We start from the raw sequence: 23,320 nt of genomic DNA, 5'->3' as shown, positions 1-23,320 counted from the left end.
AACCTTTTACCTGCGCATACAAGCTTTACATGCATATAGAGCGGTATCCATTGAACGTAACGTTAAGGAGGAAATGTAGCAATGGCACAAATGAATATGAAAGAAGCAATCCGCGACGCAATGCGTGTGGAACTCAAGCGTGATCCGAACGTTCTGATCTTCGGTGAAGACGTAGGTAACGTTGGTGGCGTATTCCGCGTAACAGAAGGGCTGCAAAAAGAATTCGGCGAAGAGCGCGTATTCGATACTCCGCTGGCCGAATCCGCGATCGGCGGTATGGCTGTAGGTCTGGGCGTGCAAGGTTTCCGTCCAATCGCCGAGATTCAATTCGTTGGCTTCATCTTCGAAGCTCTTGACCAAATGATCGTTCAAGCGGCACGCATGCGTTACCGTTCGGGCGGCCGTTACAACTCGCCAATCGTTTTCCGTACGCCTTTCGGCGGCGGCGTTAAAGCGGCCGAGTTGCACACGGACGCGCTTGAAGGCCTGTTGGTTCAAAGCCCGGGTATCAAAGTGGTCGTTCCTTCGAACCCTTACGATGCAAAAGGCCTGTTGATTTCTGCAATCCGCGATAACGACCCTGTCTTCTTCATGGAGCACTTGAACCTGTACCATGCATTCCGTGCCGAAGTGCCGGAAGGCGAATACACGGTAGAACTGGGCAAAGCAAATGTTGTTCGCGAAGGTTCGGACGTAACGATCCTGACTTACGGCATGTGCGTGCACACTTCGGTAAAAGCGGCTGAGCAACTCGAAAAAGAGGGTATCCAAGCCGAAGTTATCGACCTGCGCACCCTGAACCCGCTCGACATCGACACGATCGTAGCTTCGATCAAGAAAACAAACCGCGCGATCGTTGTTCAAGAAGCTCAAAAGACTTCCGGCGTAGCCGCTGAAGTTATTGCGCAAATCAACGAAAAAGCTATTCTTCACCTGGAAGCTCCCGTCCTGCGCGTGACTCCTCCGGATACGGTTTACGCATTTGCGCAAATCGAGGATGCATGGCTGCCAACACCAGAGCGCATTATCACAAATGTGAAAAAAGTTCTTGAATTTTAATTAGCGATATCCAGAAGGAGGTAATGCAACGTGGCAAAATTTGAATATAAATTCCCAGAGCTCGGCGAAGGCCTGCATGAAGGCGAAATCGTCAAGATGCACATCAAAGCCGGAGACAAAGTCACCGACGACGATATCATCATGGAAGTTCAAAACGATAAAGCGGTCGTTGAAGTACCTTGTCCGGTAAACGGAACGGTTCTCGAAGTTCGCGCGGCAGACGGTGAAACTCACCACGTGGGCGACATCATTGCGATCATCGAAGCTGAAGGCGAACTGCCGGAAGGTTCGGAAAGCGCACCTGAAGCTGACGCTGCCCAAGAAGCGAATGCAGCCGTAGGCGGAGCGGATACGAGCGCTGCTGCTTCCCCTGCAACGGCTGATCCTTCGGCATCGCAAGGTTCGGCTTCCAGCAGCAACAAATTCGCCTACAAGTTCCCGGAACTTGGCGAAGGCCTGCACGAAGGCGAAATCGTTAAAATGCATATCAAAGCCGGAGACAAAGTCACTGACGACGATATCATCATGGAAGTTCAAAACGATAAAGCGGTCGTCGAAGTACCTTGTCCGGTAAACGGAACGGTTCTCGAAGTTCGCGTAGCCGACGGCGAAACTCACCACGTAGGCGACATCGTTGCGATCATCGAAGTGGAAGGCGAACTGCCTGAAGGTTCGGAAACGATCGAAGAATCCGCTCCGGCGGCCGAGGCGAAAGCTCCGGTATCGGCTCCTGCAGCCGCTTCGACTTCGGGAGCTCCGAATCGCGAAGTTCTGGCAACGCCAAGCGTACGCAAATTCGCTCGCGAAGAAGGCGTAGAACTGGGACAAGTACAAGGTACGGGCAAAAACGGCAAAATCTCGCGTGAAGACGTAGAGAACTTCAAGAAAAACGGCGGCCAAGCACCAGCGGCGGCATCGGCTCCAGCCGCTGCGGCAAGCGAAGCTCCGGCAGCAGCGAAAGCAGAAGCTCCTGCAAAAGCAGCAGCTGCGCCTACGGCTATTCCGGCAGCAGCCGACGAAGAGCGCGTGCCGTTCAAAGGTATCCGTAAAGCCATTTCGAACGCGATGGTTAAATCGGCATACACAGCTCCGCATGTTACGATCATGGACGAAGTCGATGTAACCGAACTGGTTGCTTTCCGTACTCGCATGAAACCACTGGCCGAGAAGAAGGGCGTTAAGGTTACTTATCTGCCATTCATCGTAAAAGCCCTGGTTGCCGCAGTTCGCGAATTCCCGGCTCTGAACGCTTCGATCGACGAAGCTGCCAACGAGATCGTGTACAAGAAACACTACGATATCGGTATTGCGACAGACACCGAAAACGGTCTGATCGTACCTGTTATCAAAGACGCTGACCGCAAGAGCGTGTTCAAGATTGCCGAGTCGATCAGCGATCTGGCAAAACGCGGCCGCGAAGGCAAACTTGCTCCGAACGAGATGAGAGGAAGCACGATCTCCATCACGAACATCGGTTCCGCAGGCGGCATGTTCTTCACGCCAATCATTAACTATCCGGAAGTTGCGATTCTCGGAACCGGCCGTATCAGCGAAAAAGCCATCGTAAGAAATGGCGAAATCGTAGCTGCTCCAATGATGGCTCTGTCCTTGAGCTTCGACCACCGTCTGATCGACGGCGCGACTGCGCAAAACTGCATGAACTATCTTAAATCCCTACTCGCTAACCCCGAGTTGATGGTAATGGAGGTATAAACAATGGTAGTAGGAGACGCTTCCCTGGATATTGACACATTGGTAATCGGTGCGGGACCCGGCGGCTATGTAGCTGCCATCCGTGCCGCTCAACTGGGACAAAAGGTTCTGATCGTGGACAAAGCCGAGCTCGGCGGTGTCTGCCTCAACCGTGGTTGTATCCCTTCCAAAGCTCTGATCTCGGCTGCGCATAGCTATGAAAATGCGCTGCACGGCGATGCTTTCGGCGTAACGGCAACTGACGTTAAAGTCGACTTCGCTAAAACTCAAGAGTTCAAAAACGGCGTCGTCAAAAAAATGACGAACGGCGTAAGCGGATTGCTGAAAGGCAATAACGTTGAAGTCTTCAACGGCGAGTGCATGTTCATCAACCAAAACGAAGCACGGGTATTCAACGATCACGAATCGCCGCGCTACCGTTTCAAGAACTGCATCATCGCGACGGGCTCCCGTCCGATCGAACTGAAGCCTTTCCCATTCGGCGGACGCATTCTGTCTTCGACAGAAGCGTTGAACCTGCCTGAAATTCCGAAAAGCCTCGTCGTAATCGGCGGCGGTTATATCGGTGCCGAGCTGGGCCAAATGTACGCGAAGTTCGGAACGAAAGTGACGATTATCGAAGGTCTGGACAGCGTGCTGCCAGGCTTCGACAAAGACATGACGAACCTCGTGTCGAAAACCATGAAGAAAAATGGCATTGAGATTCATGCAAATGCCAAAGCTGAAAGTGCAACGCAAACAGATAAAGACGTTACCGTGAAATTCTCCGTTGGCGGAGAAGCGCAAGAAATCACGGCTGACTACCTGCTCGTAACGGTTGGACGTCGTCCAAACACCGATGGCGAACTGGGTCTGGACCTGATTGAACTTGAACTCGACGAGCGCGGTCTGATCAAAGTTGATCAGCAAGGCCGTACCAACATCCCACACATCTTCGCAATCGGCGATATCGTACCGGGTCTGGCACTGGCTCACAAAGCTTCGTACGAAGGTAAAGTTGCAGCTGAAGCGATCGCTGGACATTCGTCCGTGGTCGACTACAAGTGCATGCCTGCTGTAGTCTTCACGGATCCGGAATGCTCGAGCGTAGGTCTGACTGAAAAAGAAGCGAAAGAAAAAGGCTTCAACGTTGTTGCTGGCAAGTTCAGCTATGGCGGTAACGGTCGTGCCGTATCCTTGAACCACCCTGAAGGCTTCGTGAAAATCGTGGCTGAAGAAAGCACTGGCGTAGTGCTGGGTAGCCAAATCGTAGGTCTTGAAGCGACAAACATGATCGCCGAGATGGGTCTGGCTGTAGAAATGGGCGCAACTCTTGAAGATCTGGCTCTGACTATTCACGCTCACCCTACACTGGGCGAAATCGTGATGGAAGCGGCTGAACTGGTTCTGGGTAACCCGATCCATGCTATCGCTCCTAAAAAACGCTAAGAAATCAAACACGGAGAATCGATTGCGTTACCGCAAATGATTTTCGAGGATGATTTTAACCGGAACGGGCGCCTGTTATAGGCGTCCGTTTTTTTATATGCATATTGTGCGATTTCTTAAACGTTCAAGCCTGTTCAAGCTGGCAGCAGGCATGATAAACTAAAAAAACGATAAGTGAGAACAGAGGTGGATGTTTTGCGTAAATATTTGGATTTGCTACAAGATATTCTGGATAACGGCATACAGCGCGGTGACCGGACGGGAACAGGAACCGTTTCGGTATTCGGGCGTCAATTGCATTTTGATCTGGCTGAAGGATTTCCGCTGCTGACGACCAAGAAGCTTCATTTAAAGTCGATCGTGCATGAGCTGCTATGGTTCCTCAAAGGCGACACCAATGTAGGCTACCTGCAAGAGAACGGCGTTCGTATCTGGAATGAATGGGCGGACGAGAACGGAGAACTGGGGCCGGTCTACGGTTCGCAGTGGCGTGCCTGGGAAGCGCCGGACGGCCGCAAGATCGACCAAATCTCGCAATTGATCGACTCGATCAAAAATAATCCGGATTCGCGTCGCCACATCGTCAGTGCGTGGAACGTGGCCGAGATCGACAATATGAAGCTGCCTCCGTGTCATTTGCTGTTCCAGTTTTACGTAGCTAACGGTAAATTGTCCTGTATGCTCACGATGCGTTCGGTCGACACCTTCTTGGGCTTGCCGTTCAACATTGCGAGCTACGCATTGCTCACGCATATGATCGCGCAGCAATGCGGTCTGGAAGTCGGTGAATTTGTATGGTCGGGCGGCGATGTGCATATCTATTCGAATCATATCGAGCAGGTAAAGACACAGTTGGAGCGCGAACCGGGTGAACTTCCGCAACTGCGCATTCTGCGCAAACCGGAATCCATTTTTGATTATGCGTACGAGGATTTTGAATTTATCGATTATAACCCGCAACCGGGAATCAAAGCGCCGATTGCCGTATAGGAGGGATTAACCATGCCAACCATTACGTTGATTTGGGCACAAGGAGAGAACGGAGTGATTGGTCGGGACAATGCGCTACCTTGGCGCATTCCGGCCGACATGGCTTATTTTAAGCGCGAAACTATAGGTAAGACTGTGGTGATGGGACGCAAAACTTGGGAGTCGTTCGGGTCCAAGCCGCTCAAAGACCGGAAGAACATCGTGTTGACACGCGATGCTTCTTATACGGCTGACGGCGCGGAAATTGTCCATTCGATCGAAGAGGCGTTATCTGTTGCTGACGGTGAAGAAGTCATGATCATCGGGGGTTCGGAGATCTATGCCTTATCGCTTCCGATTGCAGATCGTTTGCGCGTAACTCGAGTGCGAGAGAGCTTTGAAGGAGATGCCGTTTTCCCGACTGTAGATTGGTCATCGTGGCTGCTGCTTTCTTCGCAAGAAGGAATCCGTGATGAAAAAAACGTCTACCGTTACGAATTCGAAGTTTATGAACGCCCCAAAAATTAACGTTGAATCAAAATGCGCCGTATTCAGAAAATGCAAATTAAATTCCGTATAATCTATTTCAAACGATAAATGAAAGATGATATTATAGGTGAAATATATCGCTTGTGATCAAATAGAGAACAAAAATCGAGAATTTATGCGGATGGGGGAAACGTTCGATGTCTACACCTACTGGATTTATGGAATATAAACGGCAACTGCCGGCGGATCGCAGTCCGCTTGAGCGCGTGAAAGATTGGGAAGAATTCCATAAACATATGTCGGAAGAAGAATTGCGTACGCAGGGAGCCAGATGTATGGACTGCGGCACGCCATACTGCCATGTGGGCGTCAACATGACCGGCGGTACTTCCGGGTGTCCGGTGCACAACTTGATTCCGGAATGGAACAACCTCGTTTATCGCGGACTGTGGAGAGAGGCGCTCGACCGTTTGCACAAAACGAACAATTTCCCGGAATTCACCGGCAGAATCTGTCCGGCTCCTTGCGAAGGCTCATGTACGGTGGGGCTGATCGGCCAACCGGTTACGATCAAGACTATCGAAGAAGCGATTATCGAGAAGGGCTTTGCGGAAGGTTGGGTGCAGCCTGAACCTCCGAAAAACCGTACAGGGAAAAAGGTAGCGGTTGTCGGCTCGGGTCCTGCGGGTCTGGCCTGCGCGGCGCAGCTTAATAAAGCCGGCCACTACGTGACGGTATACGAGCGTTCCGACCGTGTCGGCGGTCTGTTGACTTACGGTATTCCGTCCATGAAGCTGGAAAAGGATATCGTGCAACGCCGTGTCGATTTGCTTGCTGCGGAAGGCATCACCTTCATCACTTCGACCGAGATCGGCAAAGACATTCCCGCTCAGCAATTGACGGAAGAGTTCGATGCGGTCGTCCTGTGCGGCGGAGCAACCAAGCCTCGCGAGTTCAACATCGAAGGCAGCCACCTCAAAGGCGTAACCTACGCGATGGACTTCCTGAACGGTACGATCAAAAGCTATCTCGACTCCAATCTGGAAGACGGTAACTATATCTCGGCAGCGGGTCAAGACGTCATCGTAATCGGCGGCGGCGATACCGGTTCCGACTGCGTAGCCACATCCCTGCGTCACGGTTGCAGCAGCGTTACCCAATTCGGCACGCACAAAAAAGCGCCGCTTGAGCGCGACATGCTCGCCAATCCATGGCCGCAATTCCCGAACGTGTACACGCTCGATTATGCGCAAGAAGAAGCCAAAGCGATCTTCGGCGACGATCCGCGCGAGTTCTCGATCATGACGACAAAATTCGTCGGCGACGAAGAAGGCAATCTCAAGGAACTGCATACGGTTCAAATCCAGCGTACGGTTGATGAGACTGGACGTAAAGTCTATGCACCAGTAGAAGGCACCGAGCGCGTGTTCCCGGCGCAAATGGCCTTGATCGCGATTGGTTTCGACGGGCCGGAGCAAACGTTGGCGGAGCAGCTGGGTTTGCAAACGGATCGTTGGACGAACGTAAAAGCGAAGTACGGCGAATACAAAACAAACTCGGAAAAAGTATTTGCTGCCGGCGACATGCGTCGCGGACAAAGCTTGGTGGTCTGGGCGATCAACGAAGGCCGCGAAGCGGCACGCGAAGTAGATAAGTTCCTGATGGGGGCTACTGTACTCGTTTAATGGTAAACGGTTTGACTATGATAGGTTAACAATCTTTGTTTGATAGGGTCACTCTTCAATGAGTGGCCTTTTTTGTTGCTTGATTGTATTTTATGGTCATATTATATTACATAATAAGCAATAAAGATAGATTTTTTTAGTTTTTTTTGTACTTTGTGTAATATTAAATAACACTATACTATCTTCATTGAGTCATGTAGCATTTCCTTTTGCCTTATAGCGAAAATCGAACCTCCGTGCTAAAATAGGAGTTCGGATATTCGTTCGAAGAAACGTGGCCAAATGGGTCGGGAGGAGCGCTCTCGGCCTTTTGCTTGCTGTATTTCACAGGAGGAGATTAATTTGCAGCTGATTATTGCGGAAAAGCCCGACCAGGGAGCGAAGTTGGCCGCGCCGTTCAAGCACAAAAAGACGCAAGGGTATATTCAGATCGACAAATGCCCCGCGTTTCCGGACGGCGCTTATGTCAGTTGGGCGGTCGGGCATATTTGCGAGCTTGTGCCGCCGGAGGAATATGATCCGGCCTACAAGCGCTGGAGCCTGGATAGTCTGCCGATTTTGCCCGGTAAATTCAAGCATCGCATTACACCGAATAAAGCCAAACAGTTCAATCTATTAAATGATCTGTTGAAGCGTCCTGAAGTCAAAGAAATCATTATCGCGAGCGATGCCGGACGTGAAGGGGAATATATCGTGCGCATCGTTATTCAACTTAGCGGCGTAAAAAAACCAATGAAGCGTCTATGGATCTCCTCGCTGACGCCGCGTGCGGTCGAGCAGGGTTTTGCCAACCTAAAGGAAGAGATCGAGACGCGTAACCTGTACTACGAGGCAGTTAGCCGCTCTTGCGCGGATTGGCTGGTCGGCATGAACGGTTCGCGGGTTTATTCGTTACTGTTCCAGCGTCGAGGCGTCCAGGGCGTTTTTTCGACAGGACGGGTCCAAAGCCCGACGCTTGCGCTGATCGTGGCTCGCGAGAAAGAAATTTCCAACTTCAAGCCTGAGCCGTTTTGGGAAGTCAAAGCGAAATTCGCATTCGACGGCGCAGAGTATGAAGGTACTTGGTTCAAAGGCGAAGAAACGCGTCTAAAGACGCCGGAAGAAGCCGAAGAGATCCGTGCGCGCTGCGAAGGTAAAGACGCCGTCGTTGATTCGATCGAGACGGAGCGCAAAGAGTTCCAACCGCCGCAATTGTTTTCTTTGTCATCTCTTCAAGCTTCGGCCAACCAAATTTTCAAATATTCGCCGCAGGATACGCTTAGCGCGTTGCAGCAGTTGTATCTCGACGGATATATCTCTTACCCGCGTTCCGACTCGTCTTATGTAACCGATGAAGAAGCCAAGCAGTTTCCCGATATTTTGAAAAAGCTGGCGGGATTTCAGGAGCTGAGTCCTTTTCTTCCTGCGCCCAAATCAACATTGATCGGCAACAAACGTTACGTGAACGCAGCCAAAGTCGGCGATCACTACGCGATCATTCCGACTGAGCAGGTGCCGACACCGGGCAAGCTGCAAGGCATGAATTTGAATCTGTATCTGCTTATTGCCAAACGATTGATTGCCGCGCACGAAGAAAAGGCGATCATCGACTATACGAATCTCGTGACGCGGGTCGATGGACGCGATCCGTTTATGACCAAGGGCAAAGTAATCGTGCAAGAGGGGTGGCGCAAAGTGCTTTACGATAACGCGCCGAAAAAGAAAACGAAAGCTTCAGCCAAAGAAGAAGACAACAGCGGCAAAGAAGAAGACGACGAGGACATGTCCGTGCTTCCTCCCGTCAAAGAAGGCGATACCGGAAAAGTGGCCGACGTGCAGGTCAAAGAAGGCAAGACCCAACCGCCCAAGCGGTATACGGAAGGCCAATTGATCACTTTAATGAAAACGGCCGGGAAGCATCTTGATAACGCGGAGCTGGAAAAGGTACTTCAGCGCACGGAAGGTCTGGGTACGGAAGCGACTCGAGCGGGCATCATCGGGGGCTTGAAAGACCGTCAATATATCGAAGTCCGAAAAAACATGGTCTACGCGACGAACAAGGGCACCGTGTTAATCGAAGCGTTAGGCGAAAGCGTGCTGGCTTCGGCAGAAATGACGGCGAAATGGGAGCAGCGTTTGGGCGAAATCGGCCAAGGCCAGGAATCGCCGAAAGCTTTCATGGAGCAGGCCCAACGTCTGGCGCAAAAGATTGTCGCCGATGCGGTCGCCGCGGAAAAAGGCTGGACCTTTACCGTCGAGCTGCCAAGCGGCGAACAGCGTCCGGCCTACGGGAAACCAGGCGGCAGTCAGCAAAACGGAGAGCAGGGAAGAAGCGGTGCGAGTTCTCCTGAACTCGGCGCATGTCCGATCTGCGGCAAGCCGGTCGTGGATAAAAAGAAGCTATACGGATGCACGGGTTATCCGTCATGCCTGTTTACCATCTCGAAAAAGATTCTTGGCAAAGCCATATCGGATAGTCAGGTCAAACGCCTGCTCGATAAAGGCCAGACACTTACGCTCAAAGGATTCAAAAAAGGCGAGCGAACCTTCGATGCCGCGCTGTCCTGGAATGCCGAGCAGAAAAAACTCGATTTCCTTTTTGCGGATCGGGTCGAGAAGACAGATCAGGCGAAACCGCGTACGTAACCGTTCCTTTTCACGCAAAAAAACGGGCCCTTAGGAAAGGGTCCGTTTTTGGAAAGGAGCGCGTGCGAAGCGGCTAATCAGATCAGGCACTTCGGGAAGCTTGGAGATTGTATGCAGGCTTCCTTTCGAAGTTCCGTCCAGATCAATCATATTGTAGGCCCATTCGCGTTCCTGCTTCAGATACACGGCGTTGATGTCGGCGCTAAGCGCAGGAGCGATGTCCGTTCGGAGCGAATTGCCGATCATCCAGGTGGATTCCCGAGGCAGCACTTTCTTTTGCAAAATGCCTTCGAGCGCTTGAACGTTTTTGTGCTGGCGAATAAAAATATCGGAGCCGAAGTACGTACTCAGCTTCATTTGATCAATTTTGCGCTGCTGGATTTGATCTTCGCCGCCTGTATACAGATACAGACCATGTCCTTCGCCGCGAAGGCGTTCCAGCGTCTCGACCATGCCCGGGTAAGCTTCGACCTCTTGATCGTACACGCTAAGACCGAGCTTCATCAGCTGCGCTTCTTCGGCGTCACTGCCAATTCTCTGATAAGCAGAGTTGAAATGGCGGTAGGTCGCAATCAGCGATTCCGGGAAATGGTGACTGGCAAAGCCCACGACGTGAACGCCGGCGATATCGATCTCCAACTGCTTTTGGCGAATTTGTTCGGCGTCCAATCCGTAGGCGGAAAACCAACGAACCATCCGGTCGAAAAACTCGTCCAAAATTTGATCGAAATATCGGTTGCAATAGACCAGTGTATCGTCCAGATCGAAAATCAAATGTTGTTTGCAGGTGCCCGTCATGGGATGTTCACTCCTTCAAATCTCCCGGCAGGGCTCGGTTCAATGATTCGAAGAAACCGATTAAATCCGAAGATACGATTCCAGAAACATTTGCAATTCCGATGCCCCGTCGGGACGTATGCTGAATTTTTCATTGAATTGCTCGCCGATATGGGTGCGCAGCAATCCGGCGGTGCGAAGCAGCACCATATGATGCTTGAGCGCTTCGGCGGGTTGTCCAAGATCCCGTTCCATTTCCTGAAGCGAGCGCGGCTGATCCGCAACGTAACGCAGCAGCTTCAGCCGGTCCGGCATAGCCAGCGCGCGCGTCATACGAAGCAGCACGGTTGGAGGCTCGTCTTCTTCGGCTTCGGGCACGTCGACCGGGTACTGGATGAGAAGTACATTCTCATAGAAGCAGTACGTATTCATCGGGCGGTTGTGTACGGTAGGGAAAAGGATAACCGTCTTCAGATCAAGCGGCGTTTCGACGACTAGGCCGCCCGATGCGTACTCCACAAGGGCGCTCGCATCCATTTTAAGCAGCAGCTCGCGTTTCTCGACCGCGTCTTCTTCGATAAGGGGAAGGATGGAATCCTGGATATTTTTGAAGTAATAAGTATACCATGATTTCAGCAAAGGCGTGTAGTCTCGCTGAATCCGGTACACCTCTTTTTCGGTCAGGAGCGGCAACTGCGGAGAAATTCGTTCCAACAGGCGTTCTGCCGGTTCCGCAAACAATCGGTCCAGAAAGGCCGGAATATCTTCGCCTGCTTCGCGTTCGATAACCAGGGCATACAAGGCGTCGAAGTCCAAAAACGGCCATTCCGCCGCTTCCGCGAAGCGCTGGCGCATTTCCGGCGGCATGCCTGCTTCGGCTTCAGTCGACCACTCCGATCCGATATCGAGATTTTGAAGCCATTTCTTTGTAATATGTACCATAAAACTGCCGAGAAGCTCGTAAATCTCGGATACGTCGATTTTGACTTCGTAATTATTCAAATCATGACCTCCTATGCCGTTGACCGCGTTCGAAAAATAGATTGACGTTCGAAATGAATCTTTTGCACTTATTATGTATGGTTTCACCTGAACTTGTCCACTACTACCTTTTCAACTCTTAATCAGAGGATTGCGTTTGGTTTAAATGCATACGCTTTAGGTGCATTTAAGACGGGCGTAACCTTACTTTTAGCGTTGATAAGGGACTACATTTTCACATCATAATCAGAGGTAAGGGCAAAGGCTCCGTCTTGGATTATTGCCCCCGAAAGGAAGGAATCGTTTGTTGGCTTCTCGATCTGCATTTTCTTATTACATATTGCTCGGCATCGTCGTCATGGCCGGGCTGAGTCAGGGGTTATTGCTGCCGCTGTTGTCTATTTTGTTGGAGGAGCAAGGCGTTTCCGCGTCCGTTAACGGCTTGAATTCAGCGGCTTTGTATATCGGATCGTTCGCGATGACGCTCGTGGCCGAACGATTGGTCGGGGTTGTCGGATTTAAAAAACTGCTGATCGGCGGTCTGTTGATGGTGATGATCGCGCTGCCGTTGTTTCCGCTGATCCCGAGCATTGGCGTATGGTTCGTTCTGCGTCTGATCGTCGGGGCAGGAGATAGCGCTTTGAATTATGTGGCGCAATTATGGGTGCTGTTAGTGACGCCGGCAGAGAATCGCGGGCGGAACTTGTCTCTTTACGGCATGTCCTACGGAATCGGATTCAGTATCGGGCCGCTGGGGATCGGGTTGGTCGATTACGGGGACTATGTTCCTTTTGTCTCGTTGGCCGTGCTCTTCTTGGTCGTGCTTATTCTTGTCCTGCGTTATCTGCCCGAGTACAAGCCGGAACGCGATTTGCAGGAACAAAAAGGGTTTGCGCGTTTCCCCCGGATTTATCGGTATGCTTGGTTTGCGCTGATTCCGGCCTTTCTGTACGGCTATATGGAAGCGTCGCTCAACGGAAACTTCCCGGTATACGGGCTGCGAATCGGTCTGGTCAAAGAAGATATTGCCTTGCTTCTTTTATGTATCGGGATCGGCGGGTTAATCTTGCAATTGCCGCTCGGAATGTTAAGCGACCGTTTCGGGCGACGTCCGATTTTGATCGCGGCAGGAATTTGCGGAGGATTGTTGTTTGCGCTTGTACCGCTAGCCGGAACGCATTTGTGGATCAACATGGCATTGTTCCTTGTGGCAGGAGGACTTGTAGGTTCATTTTATTCGCTCGGGATGGCTTATGCGGCTGACTTGCTGCCCAGAGCGTTGATTCCGTCCGCGAACGTTGTCGCTTCCTTCCACTTCAGTCTCGGCAGCATGGTCGGGCCGGGAATCGGCGGATTCGGCATGCAGCACGGCTCGCCGTTTCTGCTCTTTTGGATCATGGGCGGCGCCTATGTGCTCTTTGGGATGACGGGATTCTTTTTCCGGGGCAAAACCGCGAAAAATATCGAGAAAAAGACCGCCTAACGTGGCAATGAATGAACGTTTCGGGGTACACTAGAGAAGTGAAGTTTACCAAGTCAGGGGAGTCGGATGGCGAATGATTAAGGTGAGAGGCTTGAGAAAGACCGTAAGCAGCGATAAAACACCTATACTTAAAGGCATAGACTTTGATTTGGTTCGCGGCGAATTCGTGGCGATCGTCGGACCGAGCGGCAGCGGGAAAAGCATGCTGCTCCGTTGTCTGGCGCTTAGGGAAGATTGGGACGGCGGAACATTCGTGGTGGATGATCTCGATGTGTTCAAAGCCGGATGGTCGGGCAAACGCCGCATTCGAAAAGAATGGGCGTATCTCCAGCAAAATCCCGATCTCGATCCGAACCGCACCGCTTTGAAAAATGTATTGATCGGCCAAGTCGGTCAGACACCGGCTTGGCGGCGGCTTACCGGCATGGTTCGCACCGATGACTATATGGGAGCCATGGATATGATCGAATCGTTCGGACTGCTGGATAAAGCCAAGCTCAAGGCAGGCAATCTGAGCGGCGGCGAGAGACAGCGGATCGCGACGGCGCGGGCGCTTGCGCACGGAGCGAACGTGTTGTTGGCGGATGAACCCGTCATCGGACTTGATCCGCATACCGCGGACAATGTGCTGGGCATGCTGAAAAACCTGTGCGAGACGCAGGAAACAACGGTCGTGGCCGTTCTTCCGATCGAGTTGGCGGAACGTCATGCGAGCCGCATATGGGGAATGGAAGACGGTAAGGTGATTCTGGATATACGGGGTCGTCGTCTGACTACGGCCGAGAAAAATCGCCTGTAGCTTTTTCCGTCAATCGTCCGACAGGCACAACTGGAAGAGAGTGAGCGAAGGAATGAAAAAATTGTGGTTAAGCATCGTTGGAACGGCGGGGCTGCTGTTATTGTCGGGTTGCAGCGATACGCTGTCGCTGCCGGACCCGACCTCGCTGATCCAGCCACCTCGCCTTCCGGCGGATAAAGAAGCGTTGAGAAATACGATCGATCGCCAGCTCCCGGCCGGTGCCGTGGAAGTTCGGGCGCAAAATTCGAGCGATACGAGCGCGGTTCGTTATGAAGATTTGGACGGCGACGGAGTCAATGAGGCTATCGTTTTTTACAAATCCGCGAACAGCGGCGAAAATCTTCATATCATGATTCTGCAAAATCAGGACGGGACCTGGGTCAAAATGCTGGATATCGTAGGCGAAGGGACGACGCTGGACAAACTGGAATTCATGGATGTTTCCGGAGACGGACATATCGATATTTTGGCAGGATTCGGCGTTGAGGGCGAAAACCCGGCCAGTGCCGGAAGCAATGTGCTAATGGTGTACTCCTACGTCCGCACGGACAGCCAAGCCGTATTGGAGACGCTCGGCAACAAGCTGGCCTACTCGGCATTTTCATTGGTCGACCTGAACGGCGACGGGCGAAACGAGCTGGCGTTGATCAACTTGAAGCCGAACGTCGGAACGGATATCAAAGTCTATCAGTATCAGGATAATAATTTTCAGGAATTGTCTTCGCTCGTGCTGCCGAACAAGACGGTTACGGGGTACTACAATGTCACGGCGGGCAAAGTCTCGGAAACCCAGGTCGGACTCGTGCTGGATATGATCATCGGTTCCGGTTCGTACACGCAGATCGTGGTGATGAAAAACGGTATCCTTCAATCCGTGCTCAGCGAAGATTCGGCGTTCCGCGACGGTTGGGTAAAAAGCGAAGACGTCGACGGGGACGGCATCATCGAGATCGGCTTGCTGAACATGCCGGACGGGTGGAGTTATTTCGAGAATAAGGAAGACATCCCGATGCTCACTTTGTACAGCCGTTGGGACGGCGAAAAAGGGTTGACTCCGGTCAGGGAGCAATATCGCGATCCGAACGGACGATTCGTCCTTCAGCCGTTTCCCGAAAGCCTGTTGAAAAACGTCACGCTGAACACGGTATCGATCGTCGATAAATATTTGCAGTTTGTTACCATCGATACTCGCGAATGGGTAGAGGAAGTTCGATTTTTCACGCCGGCACAATGGCAAAACGAATCCGAAGACAAAGGCTGGATCAAGTTGTACGGCACGAGCAGCCAAGTCATCGCGTATCGGGTAAATCCGGACGGGGCACTGGCGGCCGATAAAGCCGGAATCCCGAGTACTTGAAAAGTCAAAAACGAATCCAACAGAAATAGGCACGATTAAAATAAGGGAAGGGGAGTCTCATGAGTAAAGTATTGATTTTGGAGGACGAAGAATCAATCCGCAGCTTTATCGTTATTAACTTGAAGCGGAACGGATTCGAGGTCTTGGAGGCCGGGGAAGGTAATGAGGCTCTGCATATTCTGCAAACGGAGCCGGGGATCGACATTGCGCTGCTCGACGTCATGGTACCGGGCATTGACGGATTCGAGGTCTGCCGCCGGATACGGGAAACGAATGAACGGATGGGCATCATTTTCCTGACTGCCAAGGTGCAGGAGCAAGACAAAGTATACGCGCTGTCCGTAGGCGCCGACGACCATGTCAGCAAGCCTTTTAGCCCGACTGAATTGATCGCTCGGATTCACTCGTTGTTAAGACGGGTCAACGTGCATCGGGAGACGGCGGCGAAAGTGACCTTCGACTCGGGACCGTTCAAGCTCGATTTGATCTCGAAGCAGTTCAAGAAAAACGGCCAGGCGATCGAACTGACGCCGACGGAGTTTTCGCTGATTCAATTTTTCCTGGAAAAAGAAAACACGCCGCTTAGCCGGGATGTGCTGCTTGACCACGTCTGGGGCAAAGAGTACATGGGCGACCCGAAGATCGTGGACGTAAACATTCGCAGGCTGCGCCAGAAAATCGAAGATAACCCTTCCGAACCGGAATATTTGCAAACGGTATGGGGGCACGGATATAAGTGGAAAGGCCAGGGTCAATGATTAAGAAAGGCATCGGCAGGCAGATCGTCATGCACTATTTCATCGTCATCTTCCTGGCGCTGATGCTCGTGGAAGTGGTGTTTCTGTTTGCGATCCGGGCTTACTATTACGACACGATCTACAACTCGATTTCGAGCCATATCGACGTGACGGTACGAAGCGCGCTGATCTCCACCAGCGCCGGGGATTACGGGGAGATGGAATACCTGAGTCAGATTTTGGCGTTGCTCAAACTTCCCGAAGCCGAATTGCAGATTCTCGACGGCAAAGGCGAAGTGCTGATCAGTTCGTCGGGTTTCCCGTCGGACAAACCGGTACAAACCAGCGATATCCCGCAAGCGCTGGCTTCGGGAAGCACGTCGAAATGGATCGGACGCCAAGCGACAACGGGAGAACCGGTCATGGCCGTGACGACTACTCTTCAGCCCGGCGGAGGTCAGGTATATCTCGCGCGTTTCGTGACTTCGATCGAAAAGGTTAATCAACGCCTTACCGAGATTACTCTGGTATCGATGGCGATTATTGCAGCGATTCTAGTCATTGTTTTGATAGTCAGTATCGGCTTGGCGAATTCGATCGTGCGACCGATCAACAATATCATCGCGGTCTCGGCGCAAATGGCCAAAGGTCGGTTCGATGTCAGGGTCGAAGGCGATTATCGCTACGAGCTTGGCGAGATGGGTTCTACGCTGAACTACATGGCCGAGGAGATCGTGCGAAGCAACCAGATCAAGGATGATTTTATTTCTTCGATCTCGCATGAGCTGCGGACGCCGCTTACTTCGATCAAAGGCTGGAGCGAGACGCTCGATTCAGGCGGTTACGATCCCGATGAGACGCGAATCGGCATGGGCATTATCTCCAAGGAAACAGAGCGCCTGATCGGTCTGGTCGAAGAACTGTTGGACTTCTCGAAGCTTCAACAGAACGAGATGAAGCTGACGATGGCGCATGTCGAATTGAAGGAATTGCTCAAAGAGATCGTATTGAACGTGTGGGCCAAAGCCGAGCTGAAAAAGGTACAGTTGCGCCTGGACGCGGACGGCGACAGCTTCCCTGTATACGGGGATGCCAATCGTTTGAAGCAGGTATTCTTGAATATCGTCGACAACGCAATCAAGTTCTCGCATGAAAGTTCGGTTATCGTGCTGCATGTTGTCCGTGAAGACGGCTGGGTACGAACTGCGGTTCAAGACAGCGGGATCGGCATCGACGAAGAGAATTTGAAGCGGGTCAAGGATCGTTTCTTCCAGGTCAACACGCAAGGCGGAGGGACGGGACTCGGTTTGGCGATCACGCAGCAGCTTGTGGAACTGCATGAAGGCGAACTGAATATGACGAGCGAGCTGGGGGTAGGAACCACCGTAAGCGTGAAGCTGCCTCTGCTTGAGGAAGAACCGAAAGTCGAAGAAGAATCATTGGACGAGAAAACGTTCAACGAGGAACCTTCCGACACGAAACCGATATAACCGAAAGCGGGGCGAAAAGATGTCTTCGGAAAAGCGGCCCCCCCATGAACGGCTCCGCGAACATGAAGCTGTGCTCGTCATTCGCGAAGCCGTTCAGCACGATGCAGCGGTTCTTGCAGGGATGCTGCGTGAAGCGGCTGAAGTCATGGTTAGCCAAGGCGTGGAACAGTGGAAGCCCGAAATGTTCAGTATGGAAACGGTACTTGAATACTTTGACAGCCGGCGCGTATTTTTGTTGACGTCAGACGGGAATCCGGCAGGATTATTTACGCTTCAAGACAGCGATCCGGGCTACTGGAAAGAATTGAACGATGAACGTTATCTCTATGTGCACCGTTTGACAGTTTGTCCGGAATATCGAGGGCTGGATTATGGCGGAGAAATGCTTCGTTATGCGGAAGAGGAAGCTGCGAGACTGAATAAACGGGGCTTAAGACTCGATTGTGTGGCTCATCTGCCCAGCCTGAACGCTTATTATCAGCGAAGCGGGTTCCGTTTTATCGCTGAACGCGATTTGAATCGAAGCGTTGGAGGACGTTACGTAAATTTGTATGAAAAAACGTCATGAAAAAAAGCCTTTCCCGAAATGCATGTAAAATCTCGGGAAAGGCTTTTTGATTACGAAGACATTCCTCCGGCTCGGCGAAGCGAGACGGGTTCGAAAGATTCCTTCAAACTATGAACGGGCTGCGGACGAACGACGGGTTTGGCATGCACCGTTTCGTTGGGTCCGATCATCAAAATGTCGCTTGGAGATCCGGTAACGATCGCGCCGTCGTGTATAACGGCATTTTCGCCGATGATGGCATATTGGACTTTGACGTTGCGTCCGATCGAAGCTCCCGGCATGACGACACTGTCCAGGATAGTTGAACCCTTACCTACTTCAACGTCTCGGAAAAGCACGGAATGTTTGACTGAACCTTCGACGATGCAAGCTTCATGTACCATCGAATCGATCGGCGACAGAGCCAGCGTGCGACGGAACAAAGCCGGTTGACTGAACTGGCGCTTGGTGTACATCGGCCATTCCGACTTGTTCAAGCGGAATTCGCTCTTGTCGCCCAGCAGGTCCATATGGGATTCCCATAGGCTGTTTGCCGTACCTACGTCTCTCCAATAGCCTGCAAAAGCATAGGCATGAAGCTGAGAACCATCGCCGAGCATCAGAGGCAGCAAATCTTTTCCGAAATCGTGATTGGATTCCGTTTTCATCGCGTCTTCCAGCAGATAAGCTCGCAGATACGACCATTTGAACACATAAATGCCCATCGAGGCCAAGCTGCTCATCGGTTTAGCCGGCTTTTCCGTAAAGTCGATAATGCGCAGATCGGCATCAGCTGTCACAATACCGAAGCGATGCGCTTCATCCAGCGGCACTTCCATTACGGAAAGAGTCGCATCGGCTCCGGACGCTTTGTGGGCTTCAACCATTTTTGCGTAATCCATATGGTAAATATGATCGCCCGATAGAATTAACACATGCTCAGGATCATATTTGTCGATAAATTCGATGTTTTTGGTGATCGCGTCGGCCGTTCCGCGATATTCGCCTTGTTCGCCAGGCGGCAGCAGCGCGATTTCACCGTCTTGCGCATTGATCTTCCAGGGTGTGCCTTCTCCAATATGTTCATGCAACGACTCGGCAGCATACTGGGTCAGTACGCCTACAGTGTCGATTCCTGAATTGAGGCAGTTACTGAGAGGAAAATCGATAATACGGTAGTGCCCGCCAAAAGGTACGGCAGGTTTTGCGATCGTAGACGTCAGCGGCGCCAATCTGCGACCTTCTCCTCCAGCCAGTAGCATAGCGATGCAATCTTTCTTTTCCATGTTAATTTCCCTCCCGTGATGTATGTCAACATGAGGTATAATTAAACGGAAGAAGCAAGCTTTGAAACCATGAAAAATGGAAATGAGTTGCAATTTCTTGAATTTATTTTTTTTACTATCGCCTTATTCATAGGGCCTCTCTGCGGGTAATAGAACTATTGATCTGTTTCAATCAAGATAGTTAGCGGAGAATGTATCGGACGAGGGAGAGTGAAGGGATGGCCAAGCAACCGGCGGCTGGATCTCAGCCATTATCGCAAGACGACATTTATTTATTCCATGAAGGTAACTTTTTTCACAGCTACCGGATGTTCGGCGCACATCTGGGCACCGAACATAAAGCAGAAGGAGTTCGATTCACGGTATGGGCACCGAACGCGGTTTCCGTCGGTGTAGCCATGAATCAAAACGATTGGGACGGAACCCGAGCCAGGCTTGAACTTCTACCTGAATCCGGCGGGGTGTGGAGCGCCTTTATTGAAGGGGTTCGTTATGGGGATCTTTATAAGTATGAGATCTGGTCGAAGACGGGAGAACGTTTGCTTCGGGCCGATCCGTACGGCGTATATGCGGAAGTAAGACCCGACACGGCATCTCGCGTCGGATCTGTAGACGGTTACGAGTGGGGCGATCAATCTTGGCGCAGAAAACGTCGGGCTCCTTATGCAAAGCCGATCAATATTTACGAAATGCAACTGGGCACCTGGAGGCAAAAGGAAGACGGAACCTTTTATACATATCGGGAATTAGCTGACGTATTGATCCCTTATATCAAAGAAATGGGATATACCCATTTGGAATTCATGCCGCTTACCGAATATCCTTACGACCTCTCATGGGGATATCAAGCCACGGGATATTTCGCGCCGACAAGTCGTTACGGAGAAGCCAAAGATCTCATGTATTTGATCGATCGGTGCCATCAGGCTGACATCGGCGTGCTGCTTGATTGGGTTCCCGGGCATTTTGCCAAAGACGCGCACGGTCTCAGACAATTCGACGGAACGCCATTGTACGAGTATGCCGATCCGATGCTGGCCGAGAAGCCGGGATGGGGGACGCTCTCTTTCGACTTCGGCAAACCGGAGGTTCAGTCGTTCCTGATTTCCAGCGCGCTTTATTGGTTGGAAATATTCCACTTTGACGGACTGCGAATTGATGCGGTAACGAGCATGCTGCGCCTCGATTTCGAGAAGCAGCCCCATCAATGGCAAGCGAATAAATACGGCGGCGTGGAGAATCTCGATGCAATCGAATTTTTGCGCAAGCTCAATCGTACGATTTTTAACTATTATCCGCACGCGATTATGGCGGCGGAGGAATCGAGCGCTTGGCCATTGGTGACGGCTCCGGCACACGAGGGCGGACTCGGCTTCAATTACAAATGGAATATGGGCTGGATGAACGACACGCTCAAATATGTGGAGTCGGATTTCGATCGTCGTCCTTCTTTGCATAATCTGCTGACGTTCCCTCTCGTTTATGCCCATTCGGAGAATTTCATACTGCCGCTATCCCATGATGAAGTCGTGCATGGCAAGAAATCGTTGCTGGACAAGCAGCCCGGTTCTTACGAGGAAAAGTTTGCGGGTCTGCGTCTGCTGCTCGGTTATCAGATCACGCACCCAGGCAAAAAACTTCTCTTCATGGGAGGGGAGTTCGGCCAGTTTATCGAATGGAAGGACGAGGAGCAGTTGGATTGGCTGTTGCTCAATTATGATGCCCATTCTAAGATGCATGCGTACACGGCAGCCTTGAATCATTTTTACCTGGCGGAAAAGGCACTCTGGGAAATCGACCACGCTTGGGAAGGTTACGATTGGATCAGTGCTGCCGATGCCGGACAAAGCGTAATCACTTTTATGCGAAAAGGAAAGAAGCCGGGCGATACGCTGTATATTCTGATCAATTTCAGACCGATCACGTATGACGATTACCGAATCGGCGTAGAGAAGTCCGGGTCTTATACGGAAGTGTTCAATACGGATGAACTTCGCTTCGGCGGAAACGGTCTATTGAACGATAAGCCGATTCGCGCAGAGAAGGGGACTTGGCATGACCGCGACTATCATCTTCCGGTGAAGTTGCCTGCTTTGGGCATGGTGATTCTAAAAAAAAGCGGACGTCTGAAGGATACATTGAAAATCTCTGAAACTCCCTCAAAAAAGTCGGCAGTAAAAAAGAAGACGTCCGACAAATCGGCTAAATCGCCGAAAGCAGACGCTAAATCAGCAGCAAGAAAGGGGAAAGCGAAATGAAATTGCTATTTGCAGCCGCCGAGGCGGCTCCTTTTATCAAAACAGGTGGCTTGGCAGATGTAATCGGGGCCTTGCCAAGAGCATTGAAGGAGGCGGGAGCGGATATTCGTGTCGTTCTTCCCAAATATAACGCGATTCCCGAAGCCTACAAAGAAAAAATGATTCATAAAGGCGTCACTTATGTACAAATGGGTTGGCGCAGCCAGTATTGCGGAATCGAAGAATATGACGACGGGGGAATTCCGGTTTATTTCATCGATAACGAATTTTACTTCGGACGCGATGGCGTATACGGGTACGGGGACGACGGCGAACGCTTTGCTTTCTTCAACAAAGCCGTTCTCGACATTTTGCCGGAGATCGGATTCAAGCCGGACGTTATTCACTGCCATGACTGGCACACGGGAATGATTCCGCTGCTGCTTCAGGACCGTTATGCGCATGATCCTTTCTACGATAATATTCAAACCGTGTATACGATTCATAATTTGCTCTATCAAGGGGTATTCCCGTATGCGGTATTCGGCGAGCTGTTGGGGTTGGATAACCGCCACTTTACGGAGAGCGGAGCGGAATACTACGGCAACGTCAACTTCATGAAAGCAGGCATTGTCTATTCCGGAAAAGTGACGACGGTAAGCCCGACTTACGCCAACGAGATTCGCACCGCTCATTACGGCTACGGGCTGGATCCTCTGCTGTCTTCGATCGGCGATAAGCTGACGGGAATCGTGAACGGCATCGATATCCGCAGTTATAATCCGAATACGGATAAGGCGTTGTACTCTCGTTATAAGAGCAGCATTGCGAAGAAACGGGAAAATAAAACAGCTTTGCAAAATGAATTAGGGTTGCCCGTGAATGTAAAAACGCCGATGATCGGGATCGTATCCCGCCTTGTTGAGCCAAAAGGACTGGACCTGGTCGTTCGCGTATTGGACGAACTCTTGTACGGCAACGATGTCCAGGTCGTTATTTTGGGTACCGGCGAGCCTGGATACGAGGAATGGTTCCGTCAGGCTGCTTACCGCCATCCTCAACAACTGTCGACGCAAATTCGGTTCAGCGAGCCGCTATCGCGCAACATTTACGCGGCAAGCGATCTGTTCCTGATGCCGTCGATGTTCGAGCCTTGCGGGATTAGCCAACTGCTCGCGATGCGTTACGGCAGCGTTCCGGTGGTTCGCGAGACGGGCGGTTTGAACGATACGGTCCATGCTTACAACGAGTACACCGGCGAAGGCAACGGCTTTACCTTTGCTTCGTATAATGCGCATGATATGCTGCATACCATTCGTCGTGCTTTGGCCTTTTATCAGGATGATGCAGCTTGGAAAAAGATCGTGCAGAACGGCATGAGCGAAGATTTCAGCTGGTTGGCTTCGGCGAAAGAATATCTTGAGATTTATGAGGTGTTGAGTAAGTAGCAAAGAATGCCTATTCGGGTGGGAAGCTTGAAGGAGCTACGGTAAGGAATAGGACATTTCTACTTTGGATTATTAGGGCAATGATTAAGTACGCAAGGCTGAAGCCGGATTTTTGCTTCAGTCTTTTTTTGATTAAAGGCTTGTTAAAAAGATTGTTGTCAGGCAGAATTATAACGTATAAGTGCATAGCAATGAAATGAACGGTTACAT

Annotated in this window: 18 protein-coding genes; 15 read left to right on the top strand and 3 right to left on the bottom strand. The window is 51.3% G+C overall.

All coding sequences use genetic code 11. The annotated features are described in order from the left end of the window. The first annotated feature begins 81 nt into the window (after positions 1 to 81). The 7 genes from SACSAC_RS17455 to SACSAC_RS17425 all read left to right on the top strand — a co-directional run bounded on the left by SACSAC_RS17455 (position 82) and on the right by SACSAC_RS17425 (position 9,968). Complete coding sequence (locus tag SACSAC_RS17455; protein ID WP_037288750.1) at positions 82 to 1,059, top strand: alpha-ketoacid dehydrogenase subunit beta; 978 nt, start codon at positions 82 to 84, stop codon at positions 1,057 to 1,059. Positions 1,060 to 1,089: 30 nt separating this feature from the next. After that, a complete protein-coding gene (locus SACSAC_RS17450) occupies positions 1,090 to 2,772 on the top strand; it encodes a 2-oxo acid dehydrogenase subunit E2 (protein WP_037288747.1) in 1,683 nt (560 codons plus the stop codon). 3 nt (positions 2,773 to 2,775) lie between these two features. Beyond that, positions 2,776 to 4,200 carry a dihydrolipoyl dehydrogenase gene (gene lpdA / locus SACSAC_RS17445; RefSeq protein ID WP_037288744.1) on the top strand — a complete coding sequence of 475 codons (1,425 nt, stop codon included), beginning with the start codon at positions 2,776 to 2,778 and terminating at the stop codon, positions 4,198 to 4,200. A 195-nt stretch (positions 4,201 to 4,395) separates the two neighbouring features. Then, complete coding sequence (locus tag SACSAC_RS17440; protein ID WP_037288741.1) at positions 4,396 to 5,190, top strand: thymidylate synthase; 795 nt, start codon at positions 4,396 to 4,398, stop codon at positions 5,188 to 5,190. 12 nt (positions 5,191 to 5,202) lie between these two features. After that, complete coding sequence (locus SACSAC_RS17435; protein ID WP_037288738.1) at positions 5,203 to 5,697, top strand: dihydrofolate reductase; 495 nt, start codon at positions 5,203 to 5,205, stop codon at positions 5,695 to 5,697. A 158-nt stretch (positions 5,698 to 5,855) separates the two neighbouring features. After that, positions 5,856 to 7,343 carry a glutamate synthase subunit beta gene (locus SACSAC_RS17430; RefSeq protein WP_037288735.1) on the top strand — a complete coding sequence of 496 codons (1,488 nt, stop codon included), beginning with the start codon at positions 5,856 to 5,858 and terminating at the stop codon, positions 7,341 to 7,343. A 342-nt stretch (positions 7,344 to 7,685) separates the two neighbouring features. Continuing rightward, positions 7,686 to 9,968 carry a DNA topoisomerase III gene (locus SACSAC_RS17425; protein WP_037288732.1) on the top strand — a complete coding sequence of 761 codons (2,283 nt, stop codon included), beginning with the start codon at positions 7,686 to 7,688 and terminating at the stop codon, positions 9,966 to 9,968. A gap of 30 nt (positions 9,969 to 9,998) precedes the next feature. Here the strand turns inward: SACSAC_RS17425 and SACSAC_RS17420 are convergent, their stop codons facing one another. Together SACSAC_RS17420 and SACSAC_RS17415 are read right to left on the bottom strand one after the other, a co-directional pair. Beyond that, positions 9,999 to 10,766: an HAD family hydrolase gene (locus SACSAC_RS17420; RefSeq protein WP_037288729.1), complete on the bottom strand. Its 768-nt coding sequence runs from the start codon at positions 10,764 to 10,766 to the stop codon at positions 9,999 to 10,001. A gap of 60 nt (positions 10,767 to 10,826) precedes the next feature. Then, positions 10,827 to 11,687: a helix-turn-helix domain-containing protein gene (locus SACSAC_RS17415; protein ID WP_051507540.1), complete on the bottom strand. Its 861-nt coding sequence runs from the start codon at positions 11,685 to 11,687 to the stop codon at positions 10,827 to 10,829. 346 nt (positions 11,688 to 12,033) lie between these two features. Here SACSAC_RS17415 and SACSAC_RS17410 point away from each other — a divergent pair, with 346 nt between their 5' ends. The 6 genes from SACSAC_RS17410 (at position 12,034) to SACSAC_RS17385 (ending at position 18,160) form a co-directional block, all read left to right on the top strand. Beyond that, positions 12,034 to 13,209 carry an MFS transporter gene (locus SACSAC_RS17410; RefSeq protein WP_037293095.1) on the top strand — a complete coding sequence of 392 codons (1,176 nt, stop codon included), beginning with the start codon at positions 12,034 to 12,036 and terminating at the stop codon, positions 13,207 to 13,209. Between the two features lie 73 nt (positions 13,210 to 13,282). Continuing rightward, a complete protein-coding gene (locus tag SACSAC_RS17405) occupies positions 13,283 to 14,008 on the top strand; it encodes a phosphonate ABC transporter ATP-binding protein (RefSeq protein ID WP_037288724.1) in 726 nt (241 codons plus the stop codon). A 52-nt stretch (positions 14,009 to 14,060) separates the two neighbouring features. Beyond that, positions 14,061 to 15,365, top strand: a complete 1,305-nt coding sequence (locus tag SACSAC_RS17400) for an FG-GAP repeat domain-containing protein (protein WP_037288722.1) — start codon at positions 14,061 to 14,063, stop codon at positions 15,363 to 15,365. A gap of 59 nt (positions 15,366 to 15,424) precedes the next feature. Next, positions 15,425 to 16,123, top strand: coding sequence for a response regulator transcription factor (locus tag SACSAC_RS17395; RefSeq protein ID WP_037288719.1), 699 nt, complete (start codon positions 15,425 to 15,427; stop codon positions 16,121 to 16,123). Then, positions 16,120 to 17,592, top strand: a complete 1,473-nt coding sequence (locus SACSAC_RS17390; RefSeq protein ID WP_037288716.1) for a sensor histidine kinase — start codon at positions 16,120 to 16,122, stop codon at positions 17,590 to 17,592. The genes SACSAC_RS17395 and SACSAC_RS17390 overlap by 4 nt, the downstream gene beginning before the upstream one ends. Before the next feature lie 19 nt (positions 17,593 to 17,611). After that, positions 17,612 to 18,160 carry a GNAT family N-acetyltransferase gene (locus tag SACSAC_RS17385; RefSeq protein ID WP_084778159.1) on the top strand — a complete coding sequence of 183 codons (549 nt, stop codon included), beginning with the start codon at positions 17,612 to 17,614 and terminating at the stop codon, positions 18,158 to 18,160. 50 nt (positions 18,161 to 18,210) lie between these two features. On the opposite strand, the gene SACSAC_RS17380 is transcribed toward SACSAC_RS17385, so the two are convergent. Continuing rightward, positions 18,211 to 19,425 (bottom strand): glucose-1-phosphate adenylyltransferase, encoded by a 1,215-nt coding sequence (locus SACSAC_RS17380; protein WP_037288714.1) that lies wholly within the window; start codon positions 19,423 to 19,425, stop codon positions 18,211 to 18,213. A gap of 218 nt (positions 19,426 to 19,643) precedes the next feature. On the opposite strand from SACSAC_RS17380, the gene glgB reads away from it, so the two are divergent. Together glgB and glgA are read left to right on the top strand one after the other, a co-directional pair. Continuing rightward, a complete protein-coding gene (gene glgB, locus SACSAC_RS17375; RefSeq protein WP_051507212.1) occupies positions 19,644 to 21,683 on the top strand; it encodes a 1,4-alpha-glucan branching protein GlgB in 2,040 nt (679 codons plus the stop codon). After that, positions 21,680 to 23,110, top strand: coding sequence for a glycogen synthase GlgA (gene glgA / locus SACSAC_RS17370; RefSeq protein ID WP_037288711.1), 1,431 nt, complete (start codon positions 21,680 to 21,682; stop codon positions 23,108 to 23,110). The genes glgB and glgA overlap by 4 nt, the downstream gene beginning before the upstream one ends. The last annotated feature ends 210 nt before the right edge of the window (positions 23,111 to 23,320 follow it).

Source organism: Saccharibacillus sacchari DSM 19268 (assembly GCF_000585395.1).
In the GTDB taxonomy this organism is placed as follows: domain Bacteria; phylum Bacillota; class Bacilli; order Paenibacillales; family Paenibacillaceae; genus Saccharibacillus; species Saccharibacillus sacchari.
Note: the sequence above shows the minus strand (reverse complement) of the source record. Positions and strands in the feature narration are given on the sequence as shown.